Genomic DNA, 26,305 nt, shown 5'->3' on the forward strand with positions numbered 1-26,305 from the left:
CGGCGGGCCCGTCCGGAGGCGCCGGTCACCCGTTCACACCCGCTCGGGGGGCGCCCCGGGCCCGGTGCGACTTTCCTCGGTAGGGCAGGGGCCACCGAAGAGCTCAAAGGAGCACCGATGCGACGTACCGCCCGCCTGCTGACCGGTACCGCGCTCGCCGCCGCGGCCGTCGGTCTGACCACCGCGGCCCCCGTGTATGCCGGGGAGGACGTCGCCACCGGCGGCCTGACGGTGTATCCGTCCTCGGTCGTGCCGGGCGAGCGGGCGCTGGTGACGACGACGCTGTGCGGGAAGGGCGGCTCGGCGGCGGGAGACGCCAGTGCGGTGGGCGCGGGCGCGTTCCCGCTGGCGCCCGGCGGAGACGGGGCCGAGGGTGCGGGCGACGGCGCGGCGGGCCACTTCGAGGTGCCGCCGAGCGCGCAGCCGGGGACGTACGAGATCGTCGCGACCTGCGGGGACGACGAACGGCGGGTGACGGGCGATCTGGTGGTCACGCTCACCTCGGCCGCCGGGCAGGTGTATCCCAGAGGAAGCGTGAAGACGGGGGTCGGCGGCGCTCTTGGCCCCGATCCCGTGCAGACCGCGGCCGGTGTGGCGGCTCTCGCCGTCGCCGCCGCGGGCGGTACCTGGCTCCTGCATCGCCGGGCGAGAGGCGACGGGATCTGACGGGCACCCTCCGCTGCCCGTCCGCCGGTACCGCACTTCCCCGCCCCCTCCGGGTCCGACGCCCCTCGCGGCCCGGAGGGGGCAGGGCACCCTTCAGGGACCCGAGGGAGAGGGGACGTCATGCGCAGGGTCAAGGACACCGCGATAGCGGCCGTCACCGTGGTCGCCCTCTGCTCGGGGGCGGGGCTGCTGCTCGGCGGCGGCCGCACCGGGTCACCGCCGCAGCCGTCGGCCGCGCAGTCCGGCACCGGGCGGGCGGACCGGACCGGAGGGGCGGCCGCCGCTGCCGCGCTGCCGCCCTCCCCGCCGGACCGCGTGCGCATCCCGGCGATCGGCGTGGACGCCCCGCTGACGGGCCTGGGTCTGACCGGTTCGGGCAGCCTGGACGTGCCGCCCGCCGAGAAGAAGAACCTCGCCGGCTGGTACGAGGCCGGTACCACCCCCGGCGAGACGGGCACCGCGATCGTCGCCGGTCACGTCGACAACGCCGAGGGCCCCGCCGTCTTCTACCGCCTCGGCGCCCTGGCCAAGGGCTCGACGGTCGAGGTCGACCGGCGCGACGGCGGTGTCGCGGTCTTCACCGTGGACGCGGTGGAGGTCTACGCCACCGACGCCTTCCCCGACGAGAAGGTCTACGGCGCCGCCGACCGCCCCGAACTGCGGGTCATCACCTGCGGCGGCCCCTACTCACGCAGTACCGGCTACCAGGGCAACGTGGTCGTCTTCGCCCACCTCACCGGCAGCCGGTGAGGTGGGCGCGGCGCGGGCCCGCACCTCGGCTCCTCCGCCTCAGTGCGGGTGCGGCAGCGGGTGCAGGGCGTTGTCGATCGTGCAGCCGCCCTCGCCGGGCATCCGCTGGATCCGCGGCGGCACCCACACCTCGGTGGCGCCGGGGCCGACGCGGGCGAGCAGGCAGTCCTGGGGGTCGAAGGGGGCGCCCTTCACCGACAGCAGGACGCCGACCCGGCCGCCGTCCGCCTTCACCTCGGTGAGGACCGCCGGATCCAGGTCCAGGGCGGCCAGCGTCCGGCGTACCTCCGCCTCGTCCACCCGGCCGCCCTCCGGGACCCGGGGAAGTTCCGCGCGGAGTTCCCGGGCGGGCAGCCGGGGCGGTTCGGGCGGCGGGGCGAAGGCGAGCGCGGGGCCCTTCGGGCAGTCCACGTCGCGGGGCACCTCACGCCACTGGGAGCGGGGCGACACCCGCACCGCGAAACAGCGCCGCACAACGGCCTCGTTGGCGTCGCGCCACCGGCTGTACGCCCGTCCGGTGGTGCGGACGACCACCTCGACGCCGTCCCCCTCGTGCGTCGAGGTGCCCGTCACCCGCAGCACCTCCACCCCGTCGACGCCGGCGGCGGTGCGCCCCACCTCCTCCGCCGTGCGCGGGCGCTGCCCGTAGAGCCGTTCGCCCGCCTCCCTGGCGACCTCCCGTGCGTCGTCCGTCGCCCGGTCCTCGGACGACTGCGTCACCCCGCAGCCGACGGTGAGCAGCAACAGCGGTGCGAGCAGCAGCAGTCGACGCATCCGTCCACCCTCCCGGCGCCGGGCGCGGCGGACGACCGCACGCGTACTCGGACCGGCGTGGGCGATCGTACTCAGCCGGTGGACGAACCCGGCGGGGACCCGGCGGGGACCCGTGACGCCAGGAGCTGAGCCGCTGTCCGAGGCGGCTTGTACTCTGCACTCATTCGACGATCGGACGATCACGAACACGATTCCGATCACGAACACGGGCCTGCGGGCACGGGGGCGGGCGTCCAGGGGCGGGAGGGCGGGGATTTCGATGAGTGACGCGCATGCGATACGAAGCCGCAGACCGGGTCTCCCGGCTGGTGCGCTGATCATCGCCGGGGTCCTCCTCGTCGCGATCGGGGCCGTCGGCGCCTGGCTCCGGCACGACGCTCCCGCCCGGAGTGCGCAGCCGCGTACGGAGTTCACCGCGAACAATCCGCCCGCAGGTCTGCCCACCGCGCTCACCACCGGCCAGCACCTGCGCTGGTCCCGCTGCACCTCGCCGCCCGCCGCGCGCAGGGGCTACGACTGCGCCGTCATGAAGACCCCCCTCGACTACCGGAAACCGGACGGCAGGACGATCGACGTCGCCCTGATCCGCCACAAGGCCACCGGCCCGAACGCCCGGCGCATCGGCTCGCTCGTTCTCAACTTCGGCGGTCCCGGCGTGTCCGGCGTGAGCGCGCTGCCCGCGTACCTCGACCAGTACAAGTCGCTGCTCGACCGCTACGACCTGGTCTCCTTCGACCCGCGCGGCGTCGGCGCGACCATCCCCGTGCGCTGCGCGAAGACCGCGGGCGACACCGGCTACGAAGGGGCCGACGCCTGCGCCGAGTACTCCGGGGCCCTCCTCCCGTACATCGGCACCTCGCACACCGCGCGCGACCTGGACCTGATGCGCTACCTCCTCGGCGACGAGCGGCTGCACTACTTCGGCGTCTCGTACGGAACAGCGCTCGGCGCGGTCTACGCCCACCTGTACCCGTCGCACGTCGGACGGCTCGTCCTCGAAGCGTCCGTCGATCCGACCGAGGACCTCAGCGAGGAGCAGCTGTCGCAGGTCAAGGCGGTCCAGGCGGCGTTCGACCGGTTCGCCGCGCACTGCGCGGCACGTATCAGCCACTGCCCGACCGGCGAGGGGCCCGAGGAAGCCGCGCGACGCATGGCGCACCTGTCCGACCGCTTGGAGAAGGAGCCCGCCCCGGCAGGCGGCGGGAGGAGCCTCGACGCCGACGACCTCGCGTACGCCGTCAGCGACTATCTCGACCTCGGCACGGACGGCTGGTCGCCGCTCGCCGAGGCCCTCACCGCGCTGATCGACCACAACGACGCCGGTCCGCTGAGCGAGGGCGCGGACGACGCCGGCTCCGCCGAGAGCGCGGCGACTCCGCACGACGACAGCAGCCGCGCCGCCCAGATCGCGATCACCTGCGCGGACTCCAGCCCGCGCCCCGGCTTCGAACGCCTGGACAAGGACGCGGCCCGCGTCGAAGCCGCCTCACCCGTCTTCGGCGAGGCCTGGTCCACCGGCGTCTACCTCTGCTACGACTGGCCGTTCGCCGGCGAGCACGCCACGCCCCAGGTGAGCGCCGACGGCGCGGCCCCCGTCCTCGTGGTCGGCGGCACCGGCGATCCGAACACCCCGTTTCCCGGCGCCCGCCACATGGCCCGCGCTCTGGGCGACGGTGTCGGCGTGCTCCTGACGGCCGAGGAGGAGGGCCACGGCACCTACCCGTACAACCGCTGCGTCACGGAGGCGGTCGACACCTACCTCCGCACGGGCCGCACCCCGGCCGTGGGGACGGTGTGCCGGGGCAGCATGTCCTGAGGCCCGTACGGATCCCGCCGGGCGGCCGTCGGTTGCCAACCCGGCGAACCTTCCCGGCCAGGGCACTACTAGGTATGGACGAGGATCTGTCGCAGGGGATGTCCGAGCGCGTCAGCGAGGGAGGCCAGTTCCTCGTCGGTCAGCCATGCCCGGTCGGGACAAGGGACCTCGATCCTGAATCGCGCGAACCCCATCGGCCAGTCGTAGACCAGTGCGTTGAGTGACATCTCGACACCACAGCAGGGGACCCTCCCCAGGAGCGTCGGAAAGCCCGCGTCGTAGCGCTCCGACACGGCCGCCGCCCACCAGTCGGTGGTGAGTTCCGCGGCGCAGTGCGGGCAGGAGATCCTCTCCAGATTGGCACCACAGTCGACCACCTCAACGCTGTCGTGCCACTTGGCTTCCAGACCACGGCGGGCGTCATCGTCGGGAAGCATCCCGGACAGCACGGCGGCGGCACGACCCGCCGCATCCTTACTGGGCTGCCAGTAGGGATCGACTGGGATCACCGTCAGGTAGTTGTCACTCATCGCTCACCTCGCCCGTGGTGCCCGCCATGATCGCGCATGGTCCGTCAGCCCCGGCGAACCTCGGTGATCACGTCGTCGCCGACGATCGCGGTCGGGTGGATCTGCGCCGTGGGGTGGATGCGGTACGGGAGCCGAGCAAGTGCCCGGCGGTGCCAGTCCCCCCAGAGTGACAGAAACTCGGCGAGATCGGTCTCCTCCATCTGTTCGTACGGAGTGGTGTCCAGCATTCCGCTGGTAGGGGCGGTGAGGTAGTCGCCGAGGCGGATTCTGGGCATCGGTGCCCTTCCTGTGTCGTCGGCGGTCGGCCCCGGGACAGCTAGCATCACCCGGACCAGACCGAGGAACGGAGAGTTCATCCGTGAGTCATCCGCGCGTTGGCGTCGCCATCTTGACCATGGGCACGCGGCCCGCCGAGCTGACCGACCTCCTTGCGTCGGTCGCCGCGCAGGACACGCCTGCGGCACGGGTGGTGGTGGTTGGCAACGGCTCGCCGCTGCCCGTACTGCCGGACTGGGTGACCGGTGTCGAGCTGACGGAGAACCTGGGGATCTCTGGTGGCCGGAATGCCGCCCTGGCCCGGTTGCGGGAGTTCGAGGATGTCGCTGTGGTGGTGGACCTGGACGACGACGGTCTGCTGATCAGCTCAGACGTCTTCAGGCGGCTTACGGAGCTGTACGCGGCGGACGAGCGACTGGGTGTCGTCGGTTTCCGCATCGCCGACGAGCAGGGCCGCACCCAGCGCCGGCACGTCCCGCGCTTGCGCGCGGCAGATCCGATGCGGGGCGGGCTGGTGACGACGTTCCTCGGTGGCGGGCACGGGCTGTCCATGCGCATGCTTGACCAGATCGGTGGGTGGCCCGAGCCCTTCTTCTACGCGCACGAGGAGACCGACCTGGCGTGGCGTGCGCTGGACGCGGACTGGAAGGTGCTCTACGAGCCGAAACTGGTACTCCAGCATCCATGGACCTCACCGACCCGCCACGCCGTCTTCCACCGCATGGTCGCCCGCAACCGGGTCTGGCTCGCCAAGAGGCGTCTCCCCGCCGTACTCGTCCCTCTGTACCTGGGTATCTGGACCGCGACGACCGTGGCACGTACGCGGTCGGCGGCAGGGCTCCGCGCCTGGTTCGGCGGATTCGCCGAGGGCCTGCGCACCCCGTGCCCGCCACGGCGGCCGATTCGGTGGTCGACGGTATGGCGGATGCCCCGCCTGGGCCGACCGCCGGTCGTCTGATCAGGCAGTCACTGCTTTGGACTCGGCCCGCAACCACGCGGGGATCGCCTCGGGGGGCTTCTGGGTCAACGCGGCAAAGGCCGTGTCCACCATGCGAAGTGTCTCGGTCCCGTGGCGCTCGCGCAGTGGCACCGGTCTCCCGTTGCAGGGGGTCCGTGTCGCGGTTGTCAGGCCTCGCGGTCTCGCATCGCGATTCGCTCTTGTGGGTGGTCGCTGATGAACTCCATCGACCAGCTCGTGCTGAACGAGAGCAGGGCCGCTCAGGGCAGCTGGTCGTAGACGGTTCGGACGTAGGCGGCGCTGCGGTCGGAGCCGAGGATGCCCGGTCCCATCTTGTTCATGACGTAGGAGATGGTCATGCGCCGGTCGAGATCCACGATGATCATCGAGCCGCCCCAGCCGCCCCAGAACGCGATCCTGCCCTCCGGAATCCAGGACAGGGTGTCCTTCCTCGGCAATGCGAAGCCGACACCCCAGCGAGACGGCAGGCCGTTGACGAGGTCGACTCCGTCCGCCTGCACGTCGAAGATGAGGTCGATCGTCTTCTCGCTGAGCAGCCGGATGCCGTCGACCTGGCCGCCGCGGGCGAGCGCGGACAGGATGCGTGCGACGGATCGGGCGTTGCCGTGGCCGTTTGCCGCACCGATGTCCGCGGCCCGCCAGGCCGGGGTGTTCGCGGTTGCCGCCGCCACCGCCGGGCCCGTCAGGGTCTTGTAGGCGGGACTGGCAGTCGTGAGGGCGGCCGGATCGGACGGCGGCGGGGGCGGCGGCACGATGTCCGCGACCCGCGTCCAGTCCGCTTCGGCTGCGCCTATCTGGAAGTCCGCTCCCAGCGGGCGAGCGACCTCCTCGGCGACGAACTGCCGCAGGGACCGGCCGGTGATCCTGTGCACGAGTTCCCCGATGAGGTGCCCGTAGTTCATCACGTGGTAGCCGGAGGCCGTGCCCGGCTTCCACCACGGTGTCTGCGCGGCCATCCGGGCCGCCGCGCCGGTCGTGTCGTACAGGTCCTCCACGGTCGCCGGCTGCTCAAGCCCGGAGACGCCGGAGGTGTGGGAGAGCAGATGGCGGACTTCGACGTCCCGCTTGCCGCCCGCGGCGAACTCGGGCCAGTACCGGGCCACCGGCGCGTACACGTCGAGTTCTCCCCGGTCCACCAGCATGAGCGCAGCGAGACTGGTGACGGTCTTCGTGATCGACCACACGTTGGTGAGGGTGTCCTCCTCCCAGGCGGCGGTACGGGCGACGTCGCGGTGCCCGCCCCACAGGTCCACGACGCGCTCACCGTCGATGTCCACGACCAGCGAGGCGCCGATCTCCTCACCGGATACGAGGTTCCGCCGCAGTGTCTCCCGCAGGCCCGCGAAGCGGGGCTCGGACGTTCCGTGGAGTGTGGTCATGGCGCGCTGTCCTTCGTCGATGTTGCTGGCCGCGGCCCCGGTGTGCCGGGGGTACGCCACCGTGGCGGCTCCGGTATGGATGGCCGACGCCGTCAGTGTCCGGGGCTGACACTTGTGTGAAGGTCAAGCGGTGCAGGTCACGCGCTTTCAGACGCTGGCCTCTTCGGTGCGGCCTGGTGTGTGTTCCTGCTGCCCGTTCGTCTCGCGCAGGGCCGCGAGGTAGTCGGCGATCGCGTCCCTGTTGCGGGTCAGACAGTCGATGCGTGTCGTCAGGCGATCCTGCTCGGCTTCCAGGAGCGCGACCATCTCCGGTGTCAGGCCGGAGAAGCGGATGCTGCTGTGCGGGGTGGAGATGCACGGCAGGATCTGCTGGATCAGGCGGGTCGGCAGACCGGCTTGCAGCAGGTCCCGGATCTGCGCAATCCGCCCCAGGGCGTTTTCGTCGTACTCCCGGTAGCCGTTCTCGGAGCGACCGGGCACGAGCAATCCCTGTTGTTCGTAGTACCGCAGCAGTCGCGGAGTCGTTCCCGTGTGCTGCGCCGCCTCTCCGATGTGCATGTCCTCGATCTTAGAAGACCGTCTCCATAGGGCTGTGACCTGCACGGTTTGACCTTGACATCAGTGTCAGGGACGGACACTGACGACGTTGGCGAGGCCACCGGAACCGTTTCGGCGACGACCACCCACAGGACATGTGTCTTGTCCGTGTGGCGCACCGGGGCCGCGCGATCAGCGACATCGACGAAGGACGTGAGCACCATGAACTTGACACCAGAGGCCACAGCACTGCTGGGACGCTGGACGCAGGCGGCCAGCAGCATCGCTCCCGCGCTTGCGGGGGAAGGCGACCTCTCCTGGGCGGAGGTGCGGGAGTCCTACGGCAAGCAGCTCGCCGCCGCCCTCCCGGCACCGCAAGGCGTAACCTTCGAGCAGACCGCGCTCGACGGCGTGCCGGCCATGCTGGTGGTGCCGGAGGAAGTGACCGATGACCGGAACCTGCTCTACATCCACGGCGGAGGCTACGTACACGGGGCGGTCGAGGGCTACGTCGGGCTGACCGGCCACTACGCCAAGCGCCTGCGGGCCCGGGTCTACGTGCCCGACTACCGCCAGGCACCCGAGCATCCCTTCCCCACCCCCATCGAGGACGTGTTCACCGCCTACCGGGCGCTCCTCGCGGCGGGGACCGCTCCCGAGAAGATCGCGATCTCGGGCGACTCCGCCGGGGGCGCGATGGTGATCACCATCATGCGCAAGGCACGCGCCGCGGGCCTGCCGCTGCCCGTGGCGGGCGTGGCCATCTCGCCCTGGGCCGACCTGACGCACTCCGGCCCCTCGGCACGCAGCCGCGCCCACACTGACCCCCTGTGCGGCGTGGACTTCCTGGAAGCGCTCGCCCGTTCCTTCCTGGGCGACGCGCTGCCGACCAATCCGGACGCCTCCCCCATCTTCGCCGACGTGCGCGGCCTGGCCCCGACACTGATCCAGATGGGGGAGAACGAGGTGATGCTCAGCGGCGGTGTCACGCTCGCCGACCGGCTCGCCGAACAGCGCGTGCGTACCACCCTCGAGGTATGGCCCCACATGTTCCACGTCTGGCACCTGCTGGCCGGCCACATGGCCGAGTCCGACGAGGCCCTCGATAACGCCGTTTCCTTCATCACCCGGGAGTACGAGCGAGCGCGCTGAGCCGGCACCCCCACCCGATACGAGGCCCTCGTCCACGAGGCGGCGCTGCGCATGATGGTCGGCAGCCGTGCCGACGCCCAGGCTCAAATGCTGCGCGTACTGGAACTCTCCGAAGCAGAGCACATCACGGTTCGTGTGATCCCTTTCGGCTTGGAGCACTTCGTAGACGTCGGCGCCGCCATGGTGTATGCGGGCAGTGCCGTTTCGAAGTTGGACACAGTCGTGCGCGACGGCCCCCATGGCACCGTCTTCGTCGGCTCAGAAGCGCAACTGGCGGTGTTCAGAACACACTTCCGTAGAGAGGAGGCGGTGTCGCTGGATCCCGAGCGATCGCGCGAGTTCATCCACAAGCTGTCGAAGGGACTGTGAGGCACTCATGACCGAGCGTGTCCGCTGGCTCAAGTCCTCCTACTCCGGCGGCGGCGACGGGAACGCCTGCGTCGAGATCGCGTCGGGTCACACCGACATCAGGGTCCGCGATTCCAAAGCACCCGGCAGGGCAGCCATCACCGTCCCCGCCACTGCCTTCACCGCCTTCGTCGAAGCGCTGAAGAGCTCAACGAGCACGTCCTGAAGCGTTCCGGAACGCCCGGGCGACCGGCTACGCCCCCCACTGCTCCCACGCCAGGTTCGCCACCAGGGCGAACACCACCGTCAGCAGGACGACGCGGACGAAACCGGCACCCTTCTTCAGGGCGGTGTGGGCGCCGAACATGCCGCCGGCCAGGTTGAAGACGGCCATCAGGGCGGCCAGTTGCCACAGCACCGCGCCCTGCCAGGCGAACGTGGCGAGGGCGCCCGCGTTGGTGCAGCAGTTGACGATCTTGGCGGTCGCGGAGGCGGTGACCAGGTCCAGGTGGAGCAGGGCGGTGAGGGCCAGGACCAGGAACGTGCCGGTGCCGGGGCCGACGAGGCCGTCGTAGAAGCCGATGCCGAGGCCCGCGAGACCGATCGCGGCGAGGATCTGGCGGCGGGTGGCCGGGCCGGTGGCGGGCGCGGTGCCGAAGGCGGGGCGGAAGATCACGAAGGCGGCGACCGCGAGCAGCACCACCATGATCACCGGTTTGAGGACCTCGGTGCTCATCCCGGCCGCGAAGAACGCCCCGCCCGACGATCCGGCGAGCGCCGCCAGGCCGATGCGTACGGCGGTGCGCACGTCCACCGTGGCCTTGCGGGCGTACGTCACCGCCGCGCCCGTGGTGCCGACGATGGCGACCGCCTTGTTGGTGCCCAGCGCGTGCGCGGCCGGGGTTCCGGCGGGCAGGCCGAGCAGCAGGGCGGGCAGGAGCAGCAGGCCGCCCCCGCCGACCACGGCGTCGATCCAGCCGGCCGCGAGTGCGGCGAGGCAGAGCAGGACGACCGTGGTCAGTGATATGTCGGGCATGATCGCGACCTTATGGACGGGATGGATGTGCCGTCCATCGAGATGAGGGACTTCTGAGGTTCCCCGCGACCGGTGTGCCCCCTCACATCCCGCGCCCGCACCCGCTGAGGGCAGCGTTCCCCGCGGGAAACAGCAGGGATGCCACCGGGTAACACCGGCACCGCACTGTCGGTGTCATGACCTCGAAATCGCGTGTGGTGGTGATCGGCGCCGGCCTGGCGGGCGTGGCGCTCGCCCGGCGGCTCGGTGAGCTGGGCACGCCCGCGCTGGTCGTCGGCGACGAGGAGCACGGGCCGTACAACCGGGTGCTGCTCGCCGAGGTGCTGGCCGGGCGGTACGGCCCCGAGGTGATCGCCCTGCCCGCGCCCGCCGGGCTGCTGCGCGGCCGGGTCACCGGCGTCGACCGGGCCGGGCGGACCGTGCGGTGCGCCGACGGGTCCGTGATCGCGTACGACACGCTGGTCCTGGCCACCGGCTCCAACGCCGTGCTGCCTCCCCTGCGCGGGCTGTTCACCCAGGACCACGAGCTGCCCGAGGGCGTGCACGCGTTCCGGACGATGGACGACTGTCTCGGGTTGTCGAAGGCGGTACGGCCCGGGGTGCGGGCCGTCGTGATCGGGGGCGGGCTCCTCGGGGTGTCGGCCGCCCGCGCGCTGGCCGTGCGCGGCGCCCAGGTCGTCCTCGCCCAGCAGTCCGAGCGGCTCATGGAGCGGCAGCTCGACCCGGCGGCCTCCGCGCTCGTGCGACGGCACCTGGAGGGTCTCGGCGTCGAGGTGCACACCGAGTGCCGGGTGCGGGACGTGCGCAGTGCAGGCGGGGCGGTGCGATCGGTGGAGCTGGGCGACGGGTACGCCCTCGGCGCCGACCTGGTGGTGCTCGCCTGCGGCGTCCGGCCCCGGGTCGGGCTCGCGCGGGAGGCCGGGCTGGACGTCGGCAGGGGCGTCCTCGTCGACGACGAGCTGCGCACCTCGGACCCGCACATCCGCGCCGTCGGCGACTGCGCCGAGCACGCGGGGCGCGTGTACGGGCTGGCCGCGCCCGCCCTCGAACAGGCCGGTGTCCTCGCCGAGCTGCTCGCGGAGGGCGGGGCCGCTCCCCGGAACTACACCGGCACCCGCTCCCTGACCCGGCTCACCCTCACCGGGGCGGACGGCCCGGTGCACCCCTTCGACCTCGCCGCGTTCGGCGAGACCGACCCCCGCCCCGGCGACGACGTCGTGCAGCTCGCCGACGCCACCCGGGGCACCTACCGCAAGGTCGTCGTCCGCGGCGACCGGCTGGTCGGCGGGGTCCTGGTCGGCGAACTCGGCACCGTCGGCGCGCTGGCGCGCGCCTGGGAGGGAGCAGAGCCGCTCCCCTCCGACGGCGGCCCCCTGCTCCACCTGCTCACCCATGACGGAGGCTCCTGATGACCGCCACCCCGCCCACCGCTCCGACGATCGTGCTGGTCGGCCACGGCATGGTGGGCCAGCGCTTCCTGGAGGCGCTCGCCGAGCGCGGCCTGACCGGCACGCACCGCGTGGTCGTCCTGTGCGAGGAGCCGCGCCCCGCCTACGACCGCGTCCGGCTCACCTCGTACTTCTCCGGGAAGACCCCCGAGGACCTGTCGCTGACCGATCTCGCCTTCGTCGAGGAGCACGGCATCGAGCTGCGCGTCGGCGACCCGGCCGAGACGATCGACCGGGAGGCGCGCGAGGTGACCGCCCGCTCGGGGCTCGTCGTCGGCTACGACGTACTCGTGCTGGCCACCGGCTCCTACCCGTTCGTCCCGCCGGTGCCCGGCAGGGACGCCGAGGGCTGCTTCGTCTACCGCACGATCGAGGACCTCCTCGCCATCGAGGAGTACGCGAAGAGCGCGACGACCGGTGCCGTGGTCGGCGGCGGGCTGCTCGGTCTGGAGGCGGCCGGGGCGCTCAAGGGGCTCGGGCTGACCTCGCACATCGTGGAGTTCGCGCCGCGCCTGATGCCGGTCCAGGTCGACGACGGCGGCGGTGCGGCGCTGCTGCGCACCATCGAGGACATGGGGCTGTCCGTCCACACGGGCGTCGGCACCCAGGAGATCGTGACCGGCGAGGACGGTGCCGTCACCGGCATGAAGCTGTCCGACGGCTCCGAACTCGCCACCGACCTCGTCGTGTTCAGCGCCGGTGTCCGCCCCCGCGACCAGTTGGCCCGGGACTGCGGGCTGGCGGTCGGCGAGCGCGGCGGCATCAGCGTCGACGAGCAGTGCCGCACGGTCGCCGACCCGCACGTGTTCGCGATCGGCGAGTGCGCGCTGGCCGCCGACGGCCGGGTGTACGGGCTGGTGGCGCCCGGGTACGAGCAGGCCGAGACGGCCGCCGCGACGATCGCCGCCGACGAGGCGTCCTTCACGGGCGCCGACCTGTCCACCAAGCTGAAGCTGCTCGGCGTGGACGTGGCGTCCTTCGGCGACGCGCACGGAGCCACCGACGGCTGCCTGGACGTCGTCTACTCCGACTCCCGCGCGGGCCTGTACAAGAAGCTGGTCGTCGGCCGCGACGGCACGCTGCTCGGCGGCATCCTGGTCGGCGACGCGGAGGCGTACGGCACCCTGCGCGCCTTCACCGGCTCGGTCCCGCCGGTCTCCCCCGAGTCGCTCGTACTGCCCGCCGGCGCCGGGGCCCCGGTCCAGCTGGGCCCGTCGGCGCTGCCCGACGACGCGGTGATCTGCTCCTGCCACAACGTCACCAAGGGCACCATCCGCGGCGCGGTGACGGAGCACTCCTGCACGACGGTGCCCGAGGTGAGCAAGTGCACCAGGGCCGGCACCGGCTGCGGTTCCTGCGTGAAGGTGCTCGGCCGGCTGGTCACCGCCGAACTGGAGGCGAGCGGCGTCGAGGTCGACAAGGGCCTGTGCGGCTGCTTCGCGCAGACCCGCGAGGAGCTGTACGAGATCGTCCGCGCCCTGCGGATCACCTCCTACCGCGAGCTGCTCGACCGGCACGGCCGGGAGGGCGCGCGGGGCGGCGAGGGCTGCGAGGTGTGCAAGCCGGCGGTCGGCTCGGTCATCGCCTCGCTGGCCCCGGCGATCGGCGCGAGCGGCTACGTCCTGGAGGGCGAGCAGGCCGCGCTCCAGGACACCAACGACCACTTCCTCGCCAACCTCCAGCGCAACGGCTCCTACTCCGTCGTGCCCCGCATCCCCGGCGGTGAGATCGCCCCGGAGAAGCTCATCGTCATCGGCGAGATCGCCCGGGACTTCGGGCTCTACACGAAGATCACCGGCGGTCAGCGCATCGACATGTTCGGCGCCCGCGTCGAGCAGTTGCCGCTGATCTGGGCGCGGCTGGTGGACGCTGGCTTCGAGTCCGGGCACGCGTACGGCAAGTCGCTGCGCACGGTGAAGTCCTGCGTGGGGCAGACCTGGTGCCGCTACGGGGTCCAGGACTCGGTGCGCATGGCGATCGACCTGGAGCTGCGCTATCGGGGCCTGCGCTCCCCGCACAAGCTGAAGTCGGCGGTCTCCGGGTGCGCCCGCGAGTGCGCCGAGGCCCAGTCGAAGGACTTCGGCGTGATCGCCACCTCCCACGGCTGGAACCTGTACGTGGGCGGCAACGGCGGCGCCACCCCGCGCCACGCGGACCTCCTCGCGCAGGACCTCTCCGACACCGAACTGGTCCGCCTGATCGACCGGTTCCTGATGTTCTACATCCGCACCGCCGACCGGCTGGAGCGCACCTCCACCTGGCTGGAGCGGATCCCGGGCGGCCTGGACCACGTACGGGACGTGGTGGTGCACGACTCGCTCGGCATCTGCGACGAGCTGGAGTCCCTGATGCGGGCCCACGTCTCGCACTACCGCGACGAGTGGGCCGAGACGATCAACGACCCGGAGAAGCTGGCCCGCTTCGTGTCGTTCGTGAACGCGCCCGACACCCCCGACCCGGTCGTGGGCTTCGTGCCCGAGCGCGACCAGATGAAGCCCGACCTGCCGCTGCTGGACATCGGCCTGCGGCGCCCCTCTCGAGACGACCTCCTGGAAGGAAGCCCCCGGCGATGACCCTGGCCCCCGAGACCCTCGCCCCCGCCGACACGACCGACCTGAAGGTCCGACTGCGGCTCACCGACGACTGGTTCACCGCCTGCGACCTCGGCGCCCTGCTCCCGGGCCGGGGCGTCGCGGCCCTGCTGCCGGACGGCGGCCAGGTCGCCCTGTTCCGCGACCGGGACGGCGGCCTGTACGCCATCGACAACCGGGACCCCTTCACCGGCGCGGCCGTCCTCTCCCGCGGCCTGACCGGCAGCCACCGGGGCCGCCCGTTCGTCGCCTCCCCGCTCCTCAAGCAGCGCTTCGACCTCACGACCGGGGAGTGCCTGGACGACGACGCGACACGGGTGGGGACGTACGAGGTGGAGACGTACGAGGTGAAGGCAGCCTGAGCCAGGCTTTCGAGACAGCATTTCTTGACCGACCATTTCTTGACCGATCGTTTCAGACAGCTCTAGGCTACCGATCGTGGCCAGGACCAAGGAGTTCGATCCGGACGCCGCGCTGCGGGCAGCCCTGGAGCTGTTCTGGCGGCGCGGCTACGAGGCGACGTCGATGTCCGACCTCGTCGAGCACCTCGGCGTCGGGCGGGCCAGCATCTACGCGACCTTCGGCAACAAGCGCGAGCTGTACCTGAAGGCGCTGGCGCGCTACGAGCAGGGGCTGCTTCCGGACCTGCTGGAGGACCTGTCCCGGCCGGGCCCCGCCCTGCCGGGCGTGCGGTCCCTGGTGCGGCGCTACGCCGCCGAGGCGAGCGCCGACGACGCGCGCCTGCGGGGCTGTTTCGTCACCAACACCGCCGCCGAGCTGGCCCCGCACGACGCGGTCGCCGCCCGGCGGGTGGAGCGCAACTGGGACCAGTTGGAGACCGTGCTGCACTCGGCGCTGGCCCGGGCCCGCGCCGAGGGCGAACTGCCCGCCGGGCGCGATCCGCAGGCCCTCGCCCGCATGCTGCTGGTCCTGCTCCAGGGCATGCGGGTGGTCGGGAAGGCGACGTCGGACCCGGCCAGGGTGCGGGACGCGGCGGAACAGGCGCTGGCCCTGCTCGACTGAGGCACACCGGAACCGCCTCTCCGCAGGGGCGGTTTCACACGACCTCATATTGAATCGATCGGTCAAGAAAAAGGGGAGTTTCATGACCACTCAGCGCTTCACCGACAGGACCGCGCTCGTCACCGGCGCCGGCTCCGGCATCGGGCGGGCTGTCGCCCTCGCGCTCGCCGCCGAGGGCGCGCACGTCGTCGTCGCCGGGCGCGCACGGGAGCCGCTCGACGCGACCGCCGCCCTGATCGAGGAGGCGGGCGGCAAGGCGCTGGCCGTCGCCGCGGACGTCACCCGGCCCGCCGACGTGGAGGCCCTCGTGACCGCCGCGGCAGAGCACTTCGGCTCCCTCGACGTGGCCGTGAACAACGCGGGCGTCTTCCGGGGCGGGGTGCCCCTCGCCGAGCTGTCCGTCGAGGACTGGCACACGCAGCTCGACATCAACGTCACCGGGATGTTCCTCGCCCTGCGCGCCGAGGTCCGGCACATGCGCGCCCAGCCGGGCGGCGGCACGATCGTGAACATCGCCTCCACCTTCGGCGCCCACAAGCGCAGTCCGGGCGCCACGGCCTACGCGGCGTCCAAGGCGGCGGTCTCGGCGCTCACCCGGGGCGCCGCCCTGGACCACATCGGGGAAGGCGTCCGCGTCAACGCCGTCAGCCCCGGCGCCACGGCGACCTCCATGTCCCTGCGGCCGGGCGAGACGGAGGCGGGGCGGGCCGAGCGGATGCGCGAGGAGACGCCGCTCGGCCGGGTGTCGGCGGTGGCGGAGGTCGCGGCGGCCGTGCTGTACCTGGCGTCGGACGACTCGGCGTCGGTGGTGGGCACGGACCTGGTGGTCGACGGCGGCCAGACGGCCTGAGCCCCCAGGCCGCCTTCAGAGCGCCTTCAGGACGCCTTCAGGACGCCTTCAGCGCCTTCAGGACGCCTTGATCCGGACGCTCTCAGGACGGGCGCAGCGCCTCGTAGGTGACGCCCGTCAGGCGTTCGGAGGCCGCCCACAGCCGCTCCCCCATCGCGTCGTCGGTGGTCCAGGGCGCCCGCCAGGACGGTGCGGGCGACCCGCGCCACATCGCGAAGGACGGGCCGGTGAACGAGTCGGAGGGGACGCCGGGCGCGGTCGCCGCGTACAGGACGGGCAGCGCGCCCGCCTCCGGGGGCTGGGCGACGACCCGGTTCCCGAGCCGCGCCAGCCGCTCGGCGAACCGGCGCCCCTCGGCGCGGGGTCCGGCGGTCTGCAGCCCCGTGTCGGCGTACCCGGGGTGGGCGGCGACCGCGCGCACGTCCGCGGCGCCCTCGCGTGCCGCGAGCCGGCGTGCCAGCTCGTGGGTGAAGAGCAGGTTGGCGGACTTCGAGCGGGCGTAGGCGGTCCAGCGCCCGTACCGGCGTACGTTGTTGAGGTCGCGCGGATCGACGTTGGCCAGCGCGTGCAGGAAGCTGGAGACGGTCACGATCCGGGCGCCGGGGGTGGCGAGCAGGGTGGGCAGCAGCAGCCCGGTGAGGGCGAAGTGGCCCAGGTGGTTGACGCCGAACTGGGTCTCGAAGCCGTCCGTCGTCGTCCCGTGGGGCAGAGCCATCACCCCGGCGTTGTTGACGAGGAGATCGACCCGCTCGTACGGCAGTCCGTAGGCGAACTCCCGCACCGAGGCCAGGTCCCCGAGGTCCAGCCGTGCCGATTCCGCGGCGGCGCCGGGCACCTCGCCCAGGAGGCGCTCCACGGCCGCGCTCCCCCGCGCCTCACTGCGGCAGGCGAGCACGACGGACGCGCCCTTGCGCGCCAGTTCCCGGGCGATCACGTGGCCGAGGCCGCCGTTGGCCCCGGTGACGACGGCGACGCGCCCCTCCAGGTCGGGGATGTCACCCGTGCCCCAGCCGGTCATCGGCGGCTCCTTCCCTGGTCCGGACCGTCTCACCGTACGCGCCCCGCGCCCGGGAGCGGAGAGCTACCGTCCGGTCACGTCACGTTCTCATCACGAGTCCTTCATATCTCCACCACATCTTCGCCACCTCAATAGCTTCGTCACCTCATATCCGCCCCTTCACACCATTCCCGGGACTCTCGATGAACCTGCTCCGCAAGCCCGCCGCCGTGGCCGTGGCCGCGCTCGCCCTCGCCGCCCTGCCGACCGCCGCCGCCCAGGCGCACGACGGGGCCCACCCGTTCAAGAACTGCACCGAGGCGTACAACGCCGGATACAAGGAGATCCCGAAGGGCGACGAGCACTACGGCAAGCACCTCGACCGCGACAACGACGGTGTCGGCTGCGACCGGCCGCCCGCCGACTTCGTGCCCGCCGGGGACAAGGACACCGACGACGGGGCGGGCACCGGCGGCGGCGAGGACGCCGGGAAGGACTCCGCCGGCGACCAGGGCGGCGCGGGGGAGGCCGCCGGGCAGCAGGGCACCGACCTGGCGGAGACCGGCGGCGACGACAACACGCCGTACATCGCGGCCGCGGGCGGCGCCGTCGTGCTCGCCGGCGGCGGTCTGCTGCTGGTCACGCGCCGCCGCCGGAGCAACGGCGCGGGCTGACGCACGAAGGGCGGCACCCCCGCACGGGTGCCGCCGCTTCTCGTGGACCGGAGCCGCCGCCGATCGGTGAGGGTGGTCGGGTGACAGACGACGGCTCCGGGGCCTTTGACCCCTCTCCGGGGTTACCGGTGGTCGCTGCCCTTCGACCGCGACGCCGCCCGGCCGGCCTCCAGGCGGGCCACCGGGATGCGGAACGGGGAGCAGGAGACGTAGTCCAGTCCCACCTCGTGGAAGAAGTGGACGGACTCCGGGTCGCCGCCGTGCTCGCCGCAGACGCCGAGCTTCAGGTCGGGGCGCGTGGCGCGGCCGGCCTTGGCGGCGGCGGCGACCAGGGAGCCCACGCCGTCCTTGTCGATGGTCTCGAACGGGGAGACGCCGAAGATGCCCTTCTCCAGGTAGGCCGTGAAGAAGCTGGCCTCGACGTCGTCGCGGCTGAAGCCCCACACGGTCTGGGTCAGGTCGTTGGTGCCGAAGGAGAAGAACTCCGCGGCCTCGGCGATCTGCCCGGCGGTCAGCGCGGCGCGCGGCAGTTCGATCATGGTGCCGATCGACAGCTTCAGCTTGGCGCCGGTGGCGGCCTCGACCTCGGCGATGACCTGGTCGGCCTCGTCGCGGACGATCTCCAGTTCCTGGACGGTGCCGACCAGCGGGATCATGATCTCGGCGCGCGGGTCGCCCTTGGCGGCCTTGCGCTCGGCGGCGGCCTCGGCGATGGCGCGGACCTGCATGGTGAACAGGCCCGGGATGACGAGGCCGAGCCGGACGCCGCGCAGGCCCAGCATCGGGTTCTGCTCGTGGAGGCGGTGCACGGCCTGGAGCAGGCGCAGTTCGTTCTCGTGCGGCTCCTGGCGGGACTCGGCGAGCGCGACGCGCACCGACAGCTCGGTGATGTCGGGCAGGAACTCGTGCAGCGGCGGGTCGAGGAGGCGGACGGTGACCGGCAGTCCGTCCATCGACTCGAAGAGCTGGACGAAGTCCTGTTTCTGCAGCGGCAGCAGCTCCTTGAGGGACTCCTCGCGCACGGCCTCGGTGTCGGCCAGGATCAGCCGCTCGACCAGCTCGCGCCGGTCGCCGAGGAACATGTGCTCGGTGCGGCACAGGCCGATGCCCTGGGCGCCGAAGCGGCGGGCGCGCAGCGCGTCCTCGGCGTTGTCGGCGTTGGCGCGTACCCGCAGCCGGCGCTTGCGGTCGGCGAAGGCCATGATGCGGTGCACGGCCTCGACCAGCTCGTCGGCGTCCTCGGCGCCCGCGTGCATGCGGCCCTCGAAGTACTCGACGACCGGCGACGGCACGACCGGCACCTCGCCGAGGTAGACCTTGCCGGAGGAGCCGTCGATGGAGATCACGTCGCCCTCCTCGACGACGTGCCCGCCGGGCACGGTCATCCGGCGGCGCTTGGTGTCGACCTCCAGCTCCTCGGCACCGCAGACACAGGTCTTGCCCATGCCGCGCGCGACCACGGCCGCGTGGGAGGTCTTGCCGCCGCGCGAGGTCAGGATGCCCTCGGCGGCGATCATGCCGTCCAGGTCGTCGGGGTTGGTCTCGCGGCGGACCAGGATGACCTTCTCGCCGGAACGGGACCACTTGACGGCGGTGTACGAGTCGAAGACGGCCTTGCCCACCGCCGCGCCCGGCGAGGCGGCGATGCCCCGGCCGACCTTCTCGACCTTCGCCTCGTCGTCGAAGCGGGGGAACATCAGCTGGGCGAGCTGGGCGCCGTTGACCCGCTGGAGGGCCTCGGCCTCGTCGATCAGGCCCTGGTCGACGAGCTGGGTGGCGATGCGGAAGGCGGCGCCCGCGGTGCGCTTGCCGACGCGCGTCTGGAGCATCCACAGCTGGCCGCGCTCGATGGTGAACTCGATGTCGCACAGGTCCAGGTAGTGGTTCTCCAGCGTCTCCATGATCTGCATCAGCTGGTCGTACGACTTCTTGTCGATCCGCTCCAGGTCCGCCAGCGCGACGGTGTTGCGGATGCCCGCGACGACGTCCTCGCCCTGGGCGTTCTGGAGGTAGTCGCCGTACACACCCTGGTGGCCGGAGGCGGGGTCGCGGGTGAAGGCGACGCCGGTGCCGGAGTCGGGGCCGAGGTTGCCGAAGACCATGGAGCACACGTTGACTGCGGTGCCGAGGTCGTGCGGGATGCGCTCCTGGCGGCGGTAGAGCTTGGCGCGCTCGCCGTTCCAGGACTCGAAGACCGCCATGATGGCGAGATCCATCTGCTCGCGCGGGTCCTGCGGGAAGTCCCGGCCTGCCTCGGCCTTGACGATCTTCTTGAACCTGGTGACGAGCTTCTTGAGGTCGGCGGCCTCCAGCTCGGTGTCGACGGCGACCTTCTTGGCCGACTTCGCCGCCTCCAGTGCCTCCTCGAAGAGGTCGCCGTCGACGCCGAGGACGGTCTTGCCGAACATCTGGATCAGGCGGCGGTAGGAGTCCCAGGCGAACCGGTCGTCGCCGGCCTGCTTGGCCAGGCCCTGCACCGACTTGTCGGAGAGGCCGATGTTGAGGACGGTGTCCATCATGCCGGGCATGGAGAACTTGGCCCCGGACCGCACCGACACGAGGAGCGGGTCGTCGGCCTGACCGAGCTTCTTGCCCATCTTCGCTTCGAGGGCGTCGAGGTGCGCACTCACCTCGTCACGCAGTGCCGCCGGCTCCTCGCCGCTGTCGAGGTAGGTCTTGCAGGCCTCGGTGGTGATCGTGAAGCCGGGCGGGACCGGGAGACCCAGGTTGGTCATCTCGGCGAGGTTGGCACCCTTGCCGCCGAGGAGGTCCTTGAGGTCCTTGTTGCCCTCGGTGAAGTCGTAAACGAACTTCGCCGCGTTCGTTACCTGGGGATCTTTGTTTTCCGACACGGGTCTCGACTCCTCGAGGACGCGGTGGCTGCCCTGACGGCGAGGAATGTACCCAGATCAAAGGCCTCTGGGTACGTCCACTTGTGCGTCATGCGCCTGTAACCACCCGTCCGCCAGTGGATTGAAAGTCAAGGCTTGGCAAGCGAGCGACCGCCCACGTTTTCACTTCTTGAACGCACCGACGCACGGACACCCCGCCTCTCGCTCACCTGAGCGCCATTCTCCACGTTTGAGTTCGATCGATGAACGATCAAGGCGTGGCACTCAGTGCCACCGCTTGGAGAAGTGGAATCGCTCATGATCCGCTCATCTGAGCGCAGCCCTTATCAGAGGTGGCGAGAATCACGCTGTCACAGCCCGCCGGTTTTCACCATGCGGACCGGTGGACGGACCGGTGCGGGACCGAGGGACGGGCCGCTGAACGGGCGGCGCCCCGCGGACGTACGAGAGGGCGGCGGGTCCCGGCCCCCTCGCCGGGGCCCGCCGCCCACCGCGTTTCGCAGGAAGGACCCCCGGGTGCCCGTCATCACGCCTTTCCGCCGGTCGCAGCAGGCCGACGCCGACGAGGAGGCCGACGCCCCCGGCTCCTCCGGCACGCGCGGCACGCCCCGTCCCGCCCCGTTCCGGGCCCTCGGCACCCGTCTCGCCCACTGGCGCGCGTGGCGCACCCGGCGCCCGCGCACCGCCCTGGCCGTCCGCCGGGTCATGACGATGTTTTCGGCCATTCTGGTGCTGGGGGCGCTGCTGCTGCCGAACAGCCTGGTCGCCCTGGAGCCCAGCCGCTTCGCGCGGATCCCCGGGGAGGCGGTCGTCGCGACGGTGCTGCTGCTCTGCCTGCCCCGGGTGCCGCGGCTGGTGGCGGCGGCGCTGTTCGGGGCCGGTCTCGGCGCGCTGACCGTGCTCAACCTGCTGGACATGGGCTTCACCGAGTACCTGGGCCGGGGTTTCAACCTCGTCCTGGACTGGGGCCTGCTCGACGACGCCCAGTCGTACGTGGCGGACTCGATGGGCGGGGCGGCGGCGACCTGGGCCGCCGTGGGCGCCGCCGCGCTGGCCCTGCTGCTGCTGGTGCTCATGGCGCTGGCGGCGATCCGGCTCGGCGAGCTGCTGGCCGCGCACCGGGAGCGCGCGGCACGGGGCGCGCTGATGGCGGCCACCGTGTGGATGACCTGCGCGGCGCTGGGCGTGCAGACCTTCGGCGTGCCGATCGCCACCACCAGCGCCTCCGGGGCCGCCGAGGCGCAGGCGCACCGGGTGGTGGACACGCTGCGGGACGAGGCGGCCTTCGCGCAGGAGGCGAAGGCGGACCGTTTCGGCGCCACGCCCGGCGCGCAGCTGGTGCCCGACCTGCGCGGCAAGGACGTGATCTTCACGTTCATCGAGAGCTACGGCCGCAGCGCCATCGAGGATCCGGTGATGGCACCGGGTGTCGGCCGGACGCTGGACGCGAGCACCGAGGCGCTGGCGGAGGCGGGCTTCCACGCCCGCAGCGGCTGGCTCACCTCGGCGACGTACGGGGGCAGCAGCTGGCTCGGCCACTCCACCTTCCTGTCCGGCCTGTGGGTGGACGACCAGCAGCGCTACCGCACGGTCACCGCGGGCGACCGCCTCACCCTCACCAAGGCGTTCGAGAAGACCGGCGACTGGGACACCGTCGGGGTCATGCCGGGCGTGCAGAAGGCCTGGCCGGAGGCGAAGTGGTACGGCCTCGACAAGGTGTACGACGCGTTCGACGTGGGCTACGAGGGTCCGAAGTTCAGCTGGTCGACGATGCCGGACCAGTACGCGCTGGAGGCCTTCCAGCGCCTGGAGCACGGCCGCGAGCGCGACAGGCCGCTGATGGCGGAGGTCGTCCTCACCTCCAGCCACCAGCCCTGGGCGCCGATACCCCGGATGGTCGGCTGGGACGAGGTCGGCGACGGGTCGGTCTACGACGGCATCGACGCGGCGGGCGTGAAGGCGCCCGACATCATCACCGACTCCGCCCGTTCGAAGGAGGAGTACGGCAAGTCGATCCAGTACTCGGTCACCAGCCTCACCCAGTGGCTGGAGCGCTACGGCACCGACGACACGGTCCTGGTCTTCCTCGGCGACCACCAGCCGCTCGCCCGCGTGAGCGGGGACAGGGCGAGCCGGGACGTCCCGGTGTCGATCGTCGCCAAGGACCCGAAGGTGCTCGACGCGATCGACGACTGGAACTGGACGGAGGGGCTCGAACCGGCGAAGGACGCCCCGGTGTGGAGGATGAGTTCCTTCCGGGACCGCTTCCTGACGGCGTACGGCTCGACGCCGCACCCCACCGGGGCCGGGGACTGAAGCCGCCGGTCAGCCGCCGGAGGTGTCCAGCTCGGCGTCCGCGCCGACGCCCGCGCAGTCGTACGGGTCCTTGAGCCAGCCGTCGGGCAGGACCACCCGGTTGTTGCCGGAGGTGCGGCCGCGGGGGCCGTCGGCGCCGGTGGGCCAGGGCTGGTCGAGGTCGAGTTCGTCCAGGCCGGCGCGCAGCGCCTCCAGGGAGGAGGTGATCGCGAGCCGCTTGCGCATCTCGGAGCCGACGGCGAAGCCCTTGAGGTACCAGGCGACGTGCTTGCGGAAGTCGATGACGCCGCGCGCCTCGTCCCCGATCCACTCCCCCAGCAGCGTGGCGTGCCGGACCATCACGTCGGCGACCTCGCGCAGCGTGGGCCGTACGAAGGAGTCGGTGCGGCCCTCGAAGGCGGCGACCAGGTCGGCGAAGAGCCAGGGCCGCCCGAGGCACCCGCGCCCGACCACGACCCCGTCGCAGCCGGTCTCCCGCACCATGCGCAGCGCGTCCTCGGCGGACCAGATGTCGCCGTTGCCGAGGACGGGGATCTCGGGGACGTGCTCCTTGAGGCGGGCGATGGCGTCCCAGTCGGCGGTGCCGCCGTAGTGCTGGGCGGTGGTGCGGCCGTGCAGGGCGATGGCGCTGACGCCCTCCTCGACGGCGATGCGGCCGGCGTCGAGGTAGGTGAGGTGGTCGTCGTCGAGGCCCTTGCGCATCTTCATGGTGACGGGCAGGTCGCCGGCGCCGGTGACGGCCTCGCGGACGATGGCGCGCAGCAGGTGCCGCTTGTACGGCAGCGCCGAGCCGCCGCCCTTGCGGGTCACCTTCGGGACCGGGCAGCCGAAGTTCAGGTCGATGTGGTCGGCGAGGTCCTCCTCCGCGATCATGCGGACGGCCTTGCCGACGGTCACCGGGTCGACGCCGTACAGCTGGATCGAGCGCGGGGTCTCGGTCGCGTCGAAGTGGATCAGCTGCATGGTCTTCTCGTTGCGCTCGACCAGCGCACGCGTGGTGATCATCTCGCTCACGAACAGGCCCTTGCCGCCACTGAACTCACGGCACAGCGTGCGGAAGGGCGCGTTGGTGATCCCGGCCATCGGGGCCAGCACGACGGGCGGCGCGACGGTGTGCGGGCCGATCCGCAGGGGCGCGGCGGTGGTGTCGGGGGCGGGCGTGGTGAGCGTGGACATTCCCCCATTGTCACGCACGCGGGGCGGTGCCCGCCGCGCCCTGTGGACGAGCATCGGCAAACATCATGCATCGGTCATTAGTTAGACGCACTATCGAAGTAGGCGTAGGCTGGAGTTCATGCCCGAGCTGACCCATCGCCGCCGCATGCTGGTGCTCGCCATCTGCTGCATGAGCCTGCTGATCGTGAGCATCGACAACACGATCCTCAACGTGGCCCTGCCCTCCATGCAGCGTGACCTGCACGCGAGCACCTCGGGCCTGCAGTGGGCGATCGACGCGTACACGCTGGTGCTGGCCGCGCTGCTGATGCTGTCCGGGTCCACCGCCGACCGGATCGGCCGCAAGCGGGTCTTCATGACCGGCCTGGTGATCTTCACCCTGGGCTCGCTGCTGTGCTCGCTGGCCCCCGACCTGTCCTCGCTGGTCGTCTTCCGGATGATGCAGGCGGTGGGCGGTTCGATGCTCAACCCGGTCGCGATGTCGATCATCACCAACACCTTCACGGACCCGCGCGAGCGCGCCCGCGCGATCGGCGTCTGGGGCGCGGTGGTCGGCATATCCATGGCCGCCGGTCCGCTGGTGGGCGGCGTGCTCGTGGAGTCGGTCGGCTGGCGCTCGATCTTCTGGGTCAACCTGCCGGTGGGCCTGGCCGCCCTCCTGCTCACCCTGCGCTTCGTCCCCGAGTCCAGCGCGCCGAAGGCCCGCCGCCCCGACCCGCTGGGCCAGCTGATGGTGATCGTGCTGTTCGCCTCCCTGACGTACGCGATCATCGAGGCGCCGAACGCCGGGCTCACGACGGTCCTGCCCTTCGCCGTCCTGGCCCTCGCCGCGCTGCTCGGCCTGCTCCGCTACGAGCCCCGTCGCGCCGAACCCCTCATCGAGCTGCGCTTCTTCCGATCGGCGCCGTTCAGCGGGGCCACCGTCATCGCGGTCAGCGCCTTCGCCGCGCTGGGCGGCTTCCTGTTCCTGTCCACGCTGTATCTCCAGAACGTGCGCGGGCTGAGCGCCCTGGAGGCCGGTCTGTGGATGCTGCCGATGGCCGTGCCGACCTTCCTGTGCGCGCCGCTGTCCGGGCGGCTGGTCGGCAGTCGGGGGCCGCGGCTGCCCCTGCTGATCGCGGGCGGCGCGCTGACCGTGAGCGGCACGCTGTTCGCCGCCTTCGAGGCGGAGACCTCCGACGTCACGCTCTTCATCGGCTACGTCCTGTTCGGCATCGGCTTCGGCTTCGTCAACGCGCCCATCACCAACACCGCGGTCTCCGGAATGCCCCGCGCCCAGGCCGGGGTCGCGGCGGCCGTCGCCTCCACCAGCCGACAGCTGGGCCAGACGCTGGGCGTGGCCGTGATCGGCGCCGTGCTGGCGGCGGGCGTGGGCGCGTCGTCGTACCGCGACACCTTCGTCTCCGCCGCCCGCCCAGGCTGGTGGATCCTCGCCGCCTGCGGCCTCGCGGTCCTCGTCCTGGGTGCCGTCACGAGCGGCCGCTGGGCCCACCGCACGGCGGAACGGACCGCGGAACGCCTCCGGGCGCCCGAGGTACGGGAGACCGCACGGACGGGGGCGTGACGGCGTCTCAGACGTAGTCGAAGTACCTGTGGCACCAGACCGCTTGCAGGTCCTCCTCCTCGTCGTCCTCGTCTTCGGTGCCCTCCGGGCCGGCGGGTCCGAGCGCCGCCAGCGTCTCCAGGAAGAACCGGTCGTCGTCCACGAGGGTCGGGGTGGGGCCGTCGTACGGCTCCAACAGCAGCTCGAGCGGGACGAAGACGCATCCCGCCGTCGTACAGACCTCGTCCAGCCACGTCACGAACTCCGCGCTCAGGTCCGCCGCGGAGTCGGCGGACCAGTCGGTGCCCGTCCCCGCGGTGACGAAGCCGCCGAAGTTGCTCAGCTCGACCCACAGGCTCCCGGCGGGCCCGGCGCCGTCCGCGACCGAGAACCTCCCGTACACACTGGCGTCCTGATACAGACCGGCGCCGCCGGACGGCCCGAAACGCCGCTCCAGCGCGGCCGTGAGGTGCCCGAAGCGGCGCGCGGAGGCCTCCTTGTCGAAGTCCCCGGACCGCTCCAGGTGCAGCGGGTCGTCGTGTTCCTTCAGCAGGGTCCGGATCTCGTCCAGGGGAAGCACGCACACACCTTT

24 protein-coding genes and 1 pseudogene are annotated in these 26,305 nt (G+C 71.9%); 15 read left to right on the forward strand and 10 right to left on the reverse strand.

Features of this window, described 5'->3' with window-relative positions; all coding sequences use genetic code 11:
• The first annotated feature begins 117 nt into the window (after window positions 1-117).
• Together BJ961_RS29195 and BJ961_RS29200 are read left to right on the forward strand one after the other, a co-directional pair.
• A complete protein-coding gene (locus BJ961_RS29195; RefSeq protein WP_271415778.1) occupies window positions 118-666 on the forward strand; it encodes a hypothetical protein in 549 nt (182 codons plus the stop codon).
• 120 nt (window positions 667-786) lie between these two features.
• Window positions 787-1,416, forward strand: coding sequence for a class F sortase (locus BJ961_RS29200; protein ID WP_271415779.1), 630 nt, complete (start codon window positions 787-789; stop codon window positions 1,414-1,416).
• 39 nt (window positions 1,417-1,455) lie between these two features.
• Here the strand turns inward: BJ961_RS29200 and BJ961_RS29205 are convergent, their stop codons facing one another.
• Window positions 1,456-2,190: a translation initiation factor IF-2 gene (locus BJ961_RS29205; RefSeq protein WP_271415780.1), complete on the reverse strand. Its 735-nt coding sequence runs from the start codon at window positions 2,188-2,190 to the stop codon at window positions 1,456-1,458.
• A 259-nt stretch (window positions 2,191-2,449) separates the two neighbouring features.
• On the opposite strand from BJ961_RS29205, the gene BJ961_RS29210 reads away from it, so the two are divergent.
• Window positions 2,450-4,006: an alpha/beta hydrolase gene (locus BJ961_RS29210; protein ID WP_271415781.1), complete on the forward strand. Its 1,557-nt coding sequence runs from the start codon at window positions 2,450-2,452 to the stop codon at window positions 4,004-4,006.
• A gap of 68 nt (window positions 4,007-4,074) precedes the next feature.
• Here the strand turns inward: BJ961_RS29210 and BJ961_RS29215 are convergent, their stop codons facing one another.
• Window positions 4,075-4,536, reverse strand: coding sequence for a hypothetical protein (locus BJ961_RS29215; RefSeq protein WP_271415782.1), 462 nt, complete (start codon window positions 4,534-4,536; stop codon window positions 4,075-4,077).
• A gap of 44 nt (window positions 4,537-4,580) precedes the next feature.
• Window positions 4,581-4,811, reverse strand: coding sequence for a hypothetical protein (locus tag BJ961_RS29220; protein WP_271415783.1), 231 nt, complete (start codon window positions 4,809-4,811; stop codon window positions 4,581-4,583).
• 83 nt (window positions 4,812-4,894) lie between these two features.
• Between BJ961_RS29220 and BJ961_RS29225 the strand changes: the two genes are divergently transcribed.
• Window positions 4,895-5,770 carry a glycosyltransferase family 2 protein gene (locus tag BJ961_RS29225; protein ID WP_271415784.1) on the forward strand — a complete coding sequence of 292 codons (876 nt, stop codon included), beginning with the start codon at window positions 4,895-4,897 and terminating at the stop codon, window positions 5,768-5,770.
• Between the two features lie 260 nt (window positions 5,771-6,030).
• Here BJ961_RS29225 and BJ961_RS29230 read toward each other — a convergent pair whose 3' ends face one another.
• Together BJ961_RS29230 and BJ961_RS29235 are read right to left on the reverse strand one after the other, a co-directional pair.
• Window positions 6,031-7,170 (reverse strand): serine hydrolase domain-containing protein, encoded by a 1,140-nt coding sequence (locus BJ961_RS29230; RefSeq protein WP_271415785.1) that lies wholly within the window; start codon window positions 7,168-7,170, stop codon window positions 6,031-6,033.
• A 147-nt stretch (window positions 7,171-7,317) separates the two neighbouring features.
• Window positions 7,318-7,728: a MerR family transcriptional regulator gene (locus tag BJ961_RS29235; RefSeq protein ID WP_271415786.1), complete on the reverse strand. Its 411-nt coding sequence runs from the start codon at window positions 7,726-7,728 to the stop codon at window positions 7,318-7,320.
• A gap of 201 nt (window positions 7,729-7,929) precedes the next feature.
• Here BJ961_RS29235 and BJ961_RS29240 point away from each other — a divergent pair, with 201 nt between their 5' ends.
• The 3 genes and pseudogenes from BJ961_RS29240 (at window position 7,930) to BJ961_RS29250 (ending at window position 9,433) form a co-directional block, all read left to right on the forward strand.
• Window positions 7,930-8,859, forward strand: coding sequence for an alpha/beta hydrolase (locus tag BJ961_RS29240; RefSeq protein ID WP_190194904.1), 930 nt, complete (start codon window positions 7,930-7,932; stop codon window positions 8,857-8,859).
• 9 nt (window positions 8,860-8,868) lie between these two features.
• Window positions 8,869-9,228 (forward strand): annotated as a pseudogene (locus tag BJ961_RS29245) (Scr1 family TA system antitoxin-like transcriptional regulator); the annotation flags it as partial.
• A 7-nt stretch (window positions 9,229-9,235) separates the two neighbouring features.
• Window positions 9,236-9,433, forward strand: a complete 198-nt coding sequence (locus BJ961_RS29250; protein ID WP_271415787.1) for a DUF397 domain-containing protein — start codon at window positions 9,236-9,238, stop codon at window positions 9,431-9,433.
• A 27-nt stretch (window positions 9,434-9,460) separates the two neighbouring features.
• Here BJ961_RS29250 and BJ961_RS29255 read toward each other — a convergent pair whose 3' ends face one another.
• Window positions 9,461-10,243 (reverse strand): sulfite exporter TauE/SafE family protein, encoded by a 783-nt coding sequence (locus tag BJ961_RS29255; protein ID WP_271415788.1) that lies wholly within the window; start codon window positions 10,241-10,243, stop codon window positions 9,461-9,463.
• A 176-nt stretch (window positions 10,244-10,419) separates the two neighbouring features.
• Here BJ961_RS29255 and BJ961_RS29260 point away from each other — a divergent pair, with 176 nt between their 5' ends.
• The 5 genes from BJ961_RS29260 to BJ961_RS29280 all read left to right on the forward strand — a co-directional run bounded on the left by BJ961_RS29260 (window position 10,420) and on the right by BJ961_RS29280 (window position 16,155).
• Window positions 10,420-11,652, forward strand: coding sequence for an NAD(P)/FAD-dependent oxidoreductase (locus tag BJ961_RS29260; protein WP_271415789.1), 1,233 nt, complete (start codon window positions 10,420-10,422; stop codon window positions 11,650-11,652).
• Window positions 11,652-14,264, forward strand: a complete 2,613-nt coding sequence (nirB, locus tag BJ961_RS29265) for a nitrite reductase large subunit NirB (RefSeq protein ID WP_271415790.1) — start codon at window positions 11,652-11,654, stop codon at window positions 14,262-14,264. The genes BJ961_RS29260 and nirB overlap by 1 nt, the downstream gene beginning before the upstream one ends.
• On the forward strand, window positions 14,261-14,644 hold the full coding sequence (gene nirD / locus BJ961_RS29270; RefSeq protein WP_271415791.1) for a nitrite reductase small subunit NirD: 384 nt from the start codon (window positions 14,261-14,263) through the stop codon (window positions 14,642-14,644). The genes nirB and nirD overlap by 4 nt, the downstream gene beginning before the upstream one ends.
• 76 nt (window positions 14,645-14,720) lie before the next feature.
• Window positions 14,721-15,305: a TetR/AcrR family transcriptional regulator gene (locus BJ961_RS29275; protein WP_271415792.1), complete on the forward strand. Its 585-nt coding sequence runs from the start codon at window positions 14,721-14,723 to the stop codon at window positions 15,303-15,305.
• 82 nt (window positions 15,306-15,387) lie between these two features.
• Window positions 15,388-16,155 carry an SDR family NAD(P)-dependent oxidoreductase gene (locus BJ961_RS29280; protein ID WP_271415793.1) on the forward strand — a complete coding sequence of 256 codons (768 nt, stop codon included), beginning with the start codon at window positions 15,388-15,390 and terminating at the stop codon, window positions 16,153-16,155.
• Window positions 16,156-16,237: 82 nt separating this feature from the next.
• Here BJ961_RS29280 and BJ961_RS29285 read toward each other — a convergent pair whose 3' ends face one another.
• Window positions 16,238-17,173 carry an oxidoreductase gene (locus BJ961_RS29285; RefSeq protein WP_271415794.1) on the reverse strand — a complete coding sequence of 312 codons (936 nt, stop codon included), beginning with the start codon at window positions 17,171-17,173 and terminating at the stop codon, window positions 16,238-16,240.
• Between the two features lie 182 nt (window positions 17,174-17,355).
• Here BJ961_RS29285 and BJ961_RS29290 point away from each other — a divergent pair, with 182 nt between their 5' ends.
• Complete coding sequence (locus BJ961_RS29290; RefSeq protein WP_271415795.1) at window positions 17,356-17,826, forward strand: excalibur calcium-binding domain-containing protein; 471 nt, start codon at window positions 17,356-17,358, stop codon at window positions 17,824-17,826.
• Window positions 17,827-17,948: 122 nt separating this feature from the next.
• Here BJ961_RS29290 and ppdK read toward each other — a convergent pair whose 3' ends face one another.
• The gene (gene ppdK, locus BJ961_RS29295) at window positions 17,949-20,678 is read right to left on the reverse strand and encodes a pyruvate, phosphate dikinase (RefSeq protein WP_271415796.1); all 2,730 of its coding nucleotides are present in this window, start codon (window positions 20,676-20,678) and stop codon (window positions 17,949-17,951) included.
• A 516-nt stretch (window positions 20,679-21,194) separates the two neighbouring features.
• On the opposite strand from ppdK, the gene BJ961_RS29300 reads away from it, so the two are divergent.
• Window positions 21,195-22,994, forward strand: a complete 1,800-nt coding sequence (locus BJ961_RS29300; protein ID WP_271415797.1) for an alkaline phosphatase family protein — start codon at window positions 21,195-21,197, stop codon at window positions 22,992-22,994.
• Between the two features lie 9 nt (window positions 22,995-23,003).
• Here the strand turns inward: BJ961_RS29300 and dusB are convergent, their stop codons facing one another.
• The gene (gene dusB / locus BJ961_RS29305; protein ID WP_271415798.1) at window positions 23,004-24,170 is read right to left on the reverse strand and encodes a tRNA dihydrouridine synthase DusB; all 1,167 of its coding nucleotides are present in this window, start codon (window positions 24,168-24,170) and stop codon (window positions 23,004-23,006) included.
• Window positions 24,171-24,288: 118 nt separating this feature from the next.
• On the opposite strand from dusB, the gene BJ961_RS29310 reads away from it, so the two are divergent.
• On the forward strand, window positions 24,289-25,734 hold the full coding sequence (locus tag BJ961_RS29310) for an MFS transporter (protein WP_271415799.1): 1,446 nt from the start codon (window positions 24,289-24,291) through the stop codon (window positions 25,732-25,734).
• Between the two features lie 7 nt (window positions 25,735-25,741).
• Here the strand turns inward: BJ961_RS29310 and BJ961_RS29315 are convergent, their stop codons facing one another.
• Window positions 25,742-26,293, reverse strand: coding sequence for a hypothetical protein (locus BJ961_RS29315; RefSeq protein ID WP_271415800.1), 552 nt, complete (start codon window positions 26,291-26,293; stop codon window positions 25,742-25,744).
• Between the last annotated feature and the right edge of the window lie 12 nt (window positions 26,294-26,305).

The sequence above is a fragment of the Streptomyces lienomycini genome (assembly GCF_027947595.1).
Classification (GTDB): domain Bacteria; phylum Actinomycetota; class Actinomycetes; order Streptomycetales; family Streptomycetaceae; genus Streptomyces; species Streptomyces lienomycini.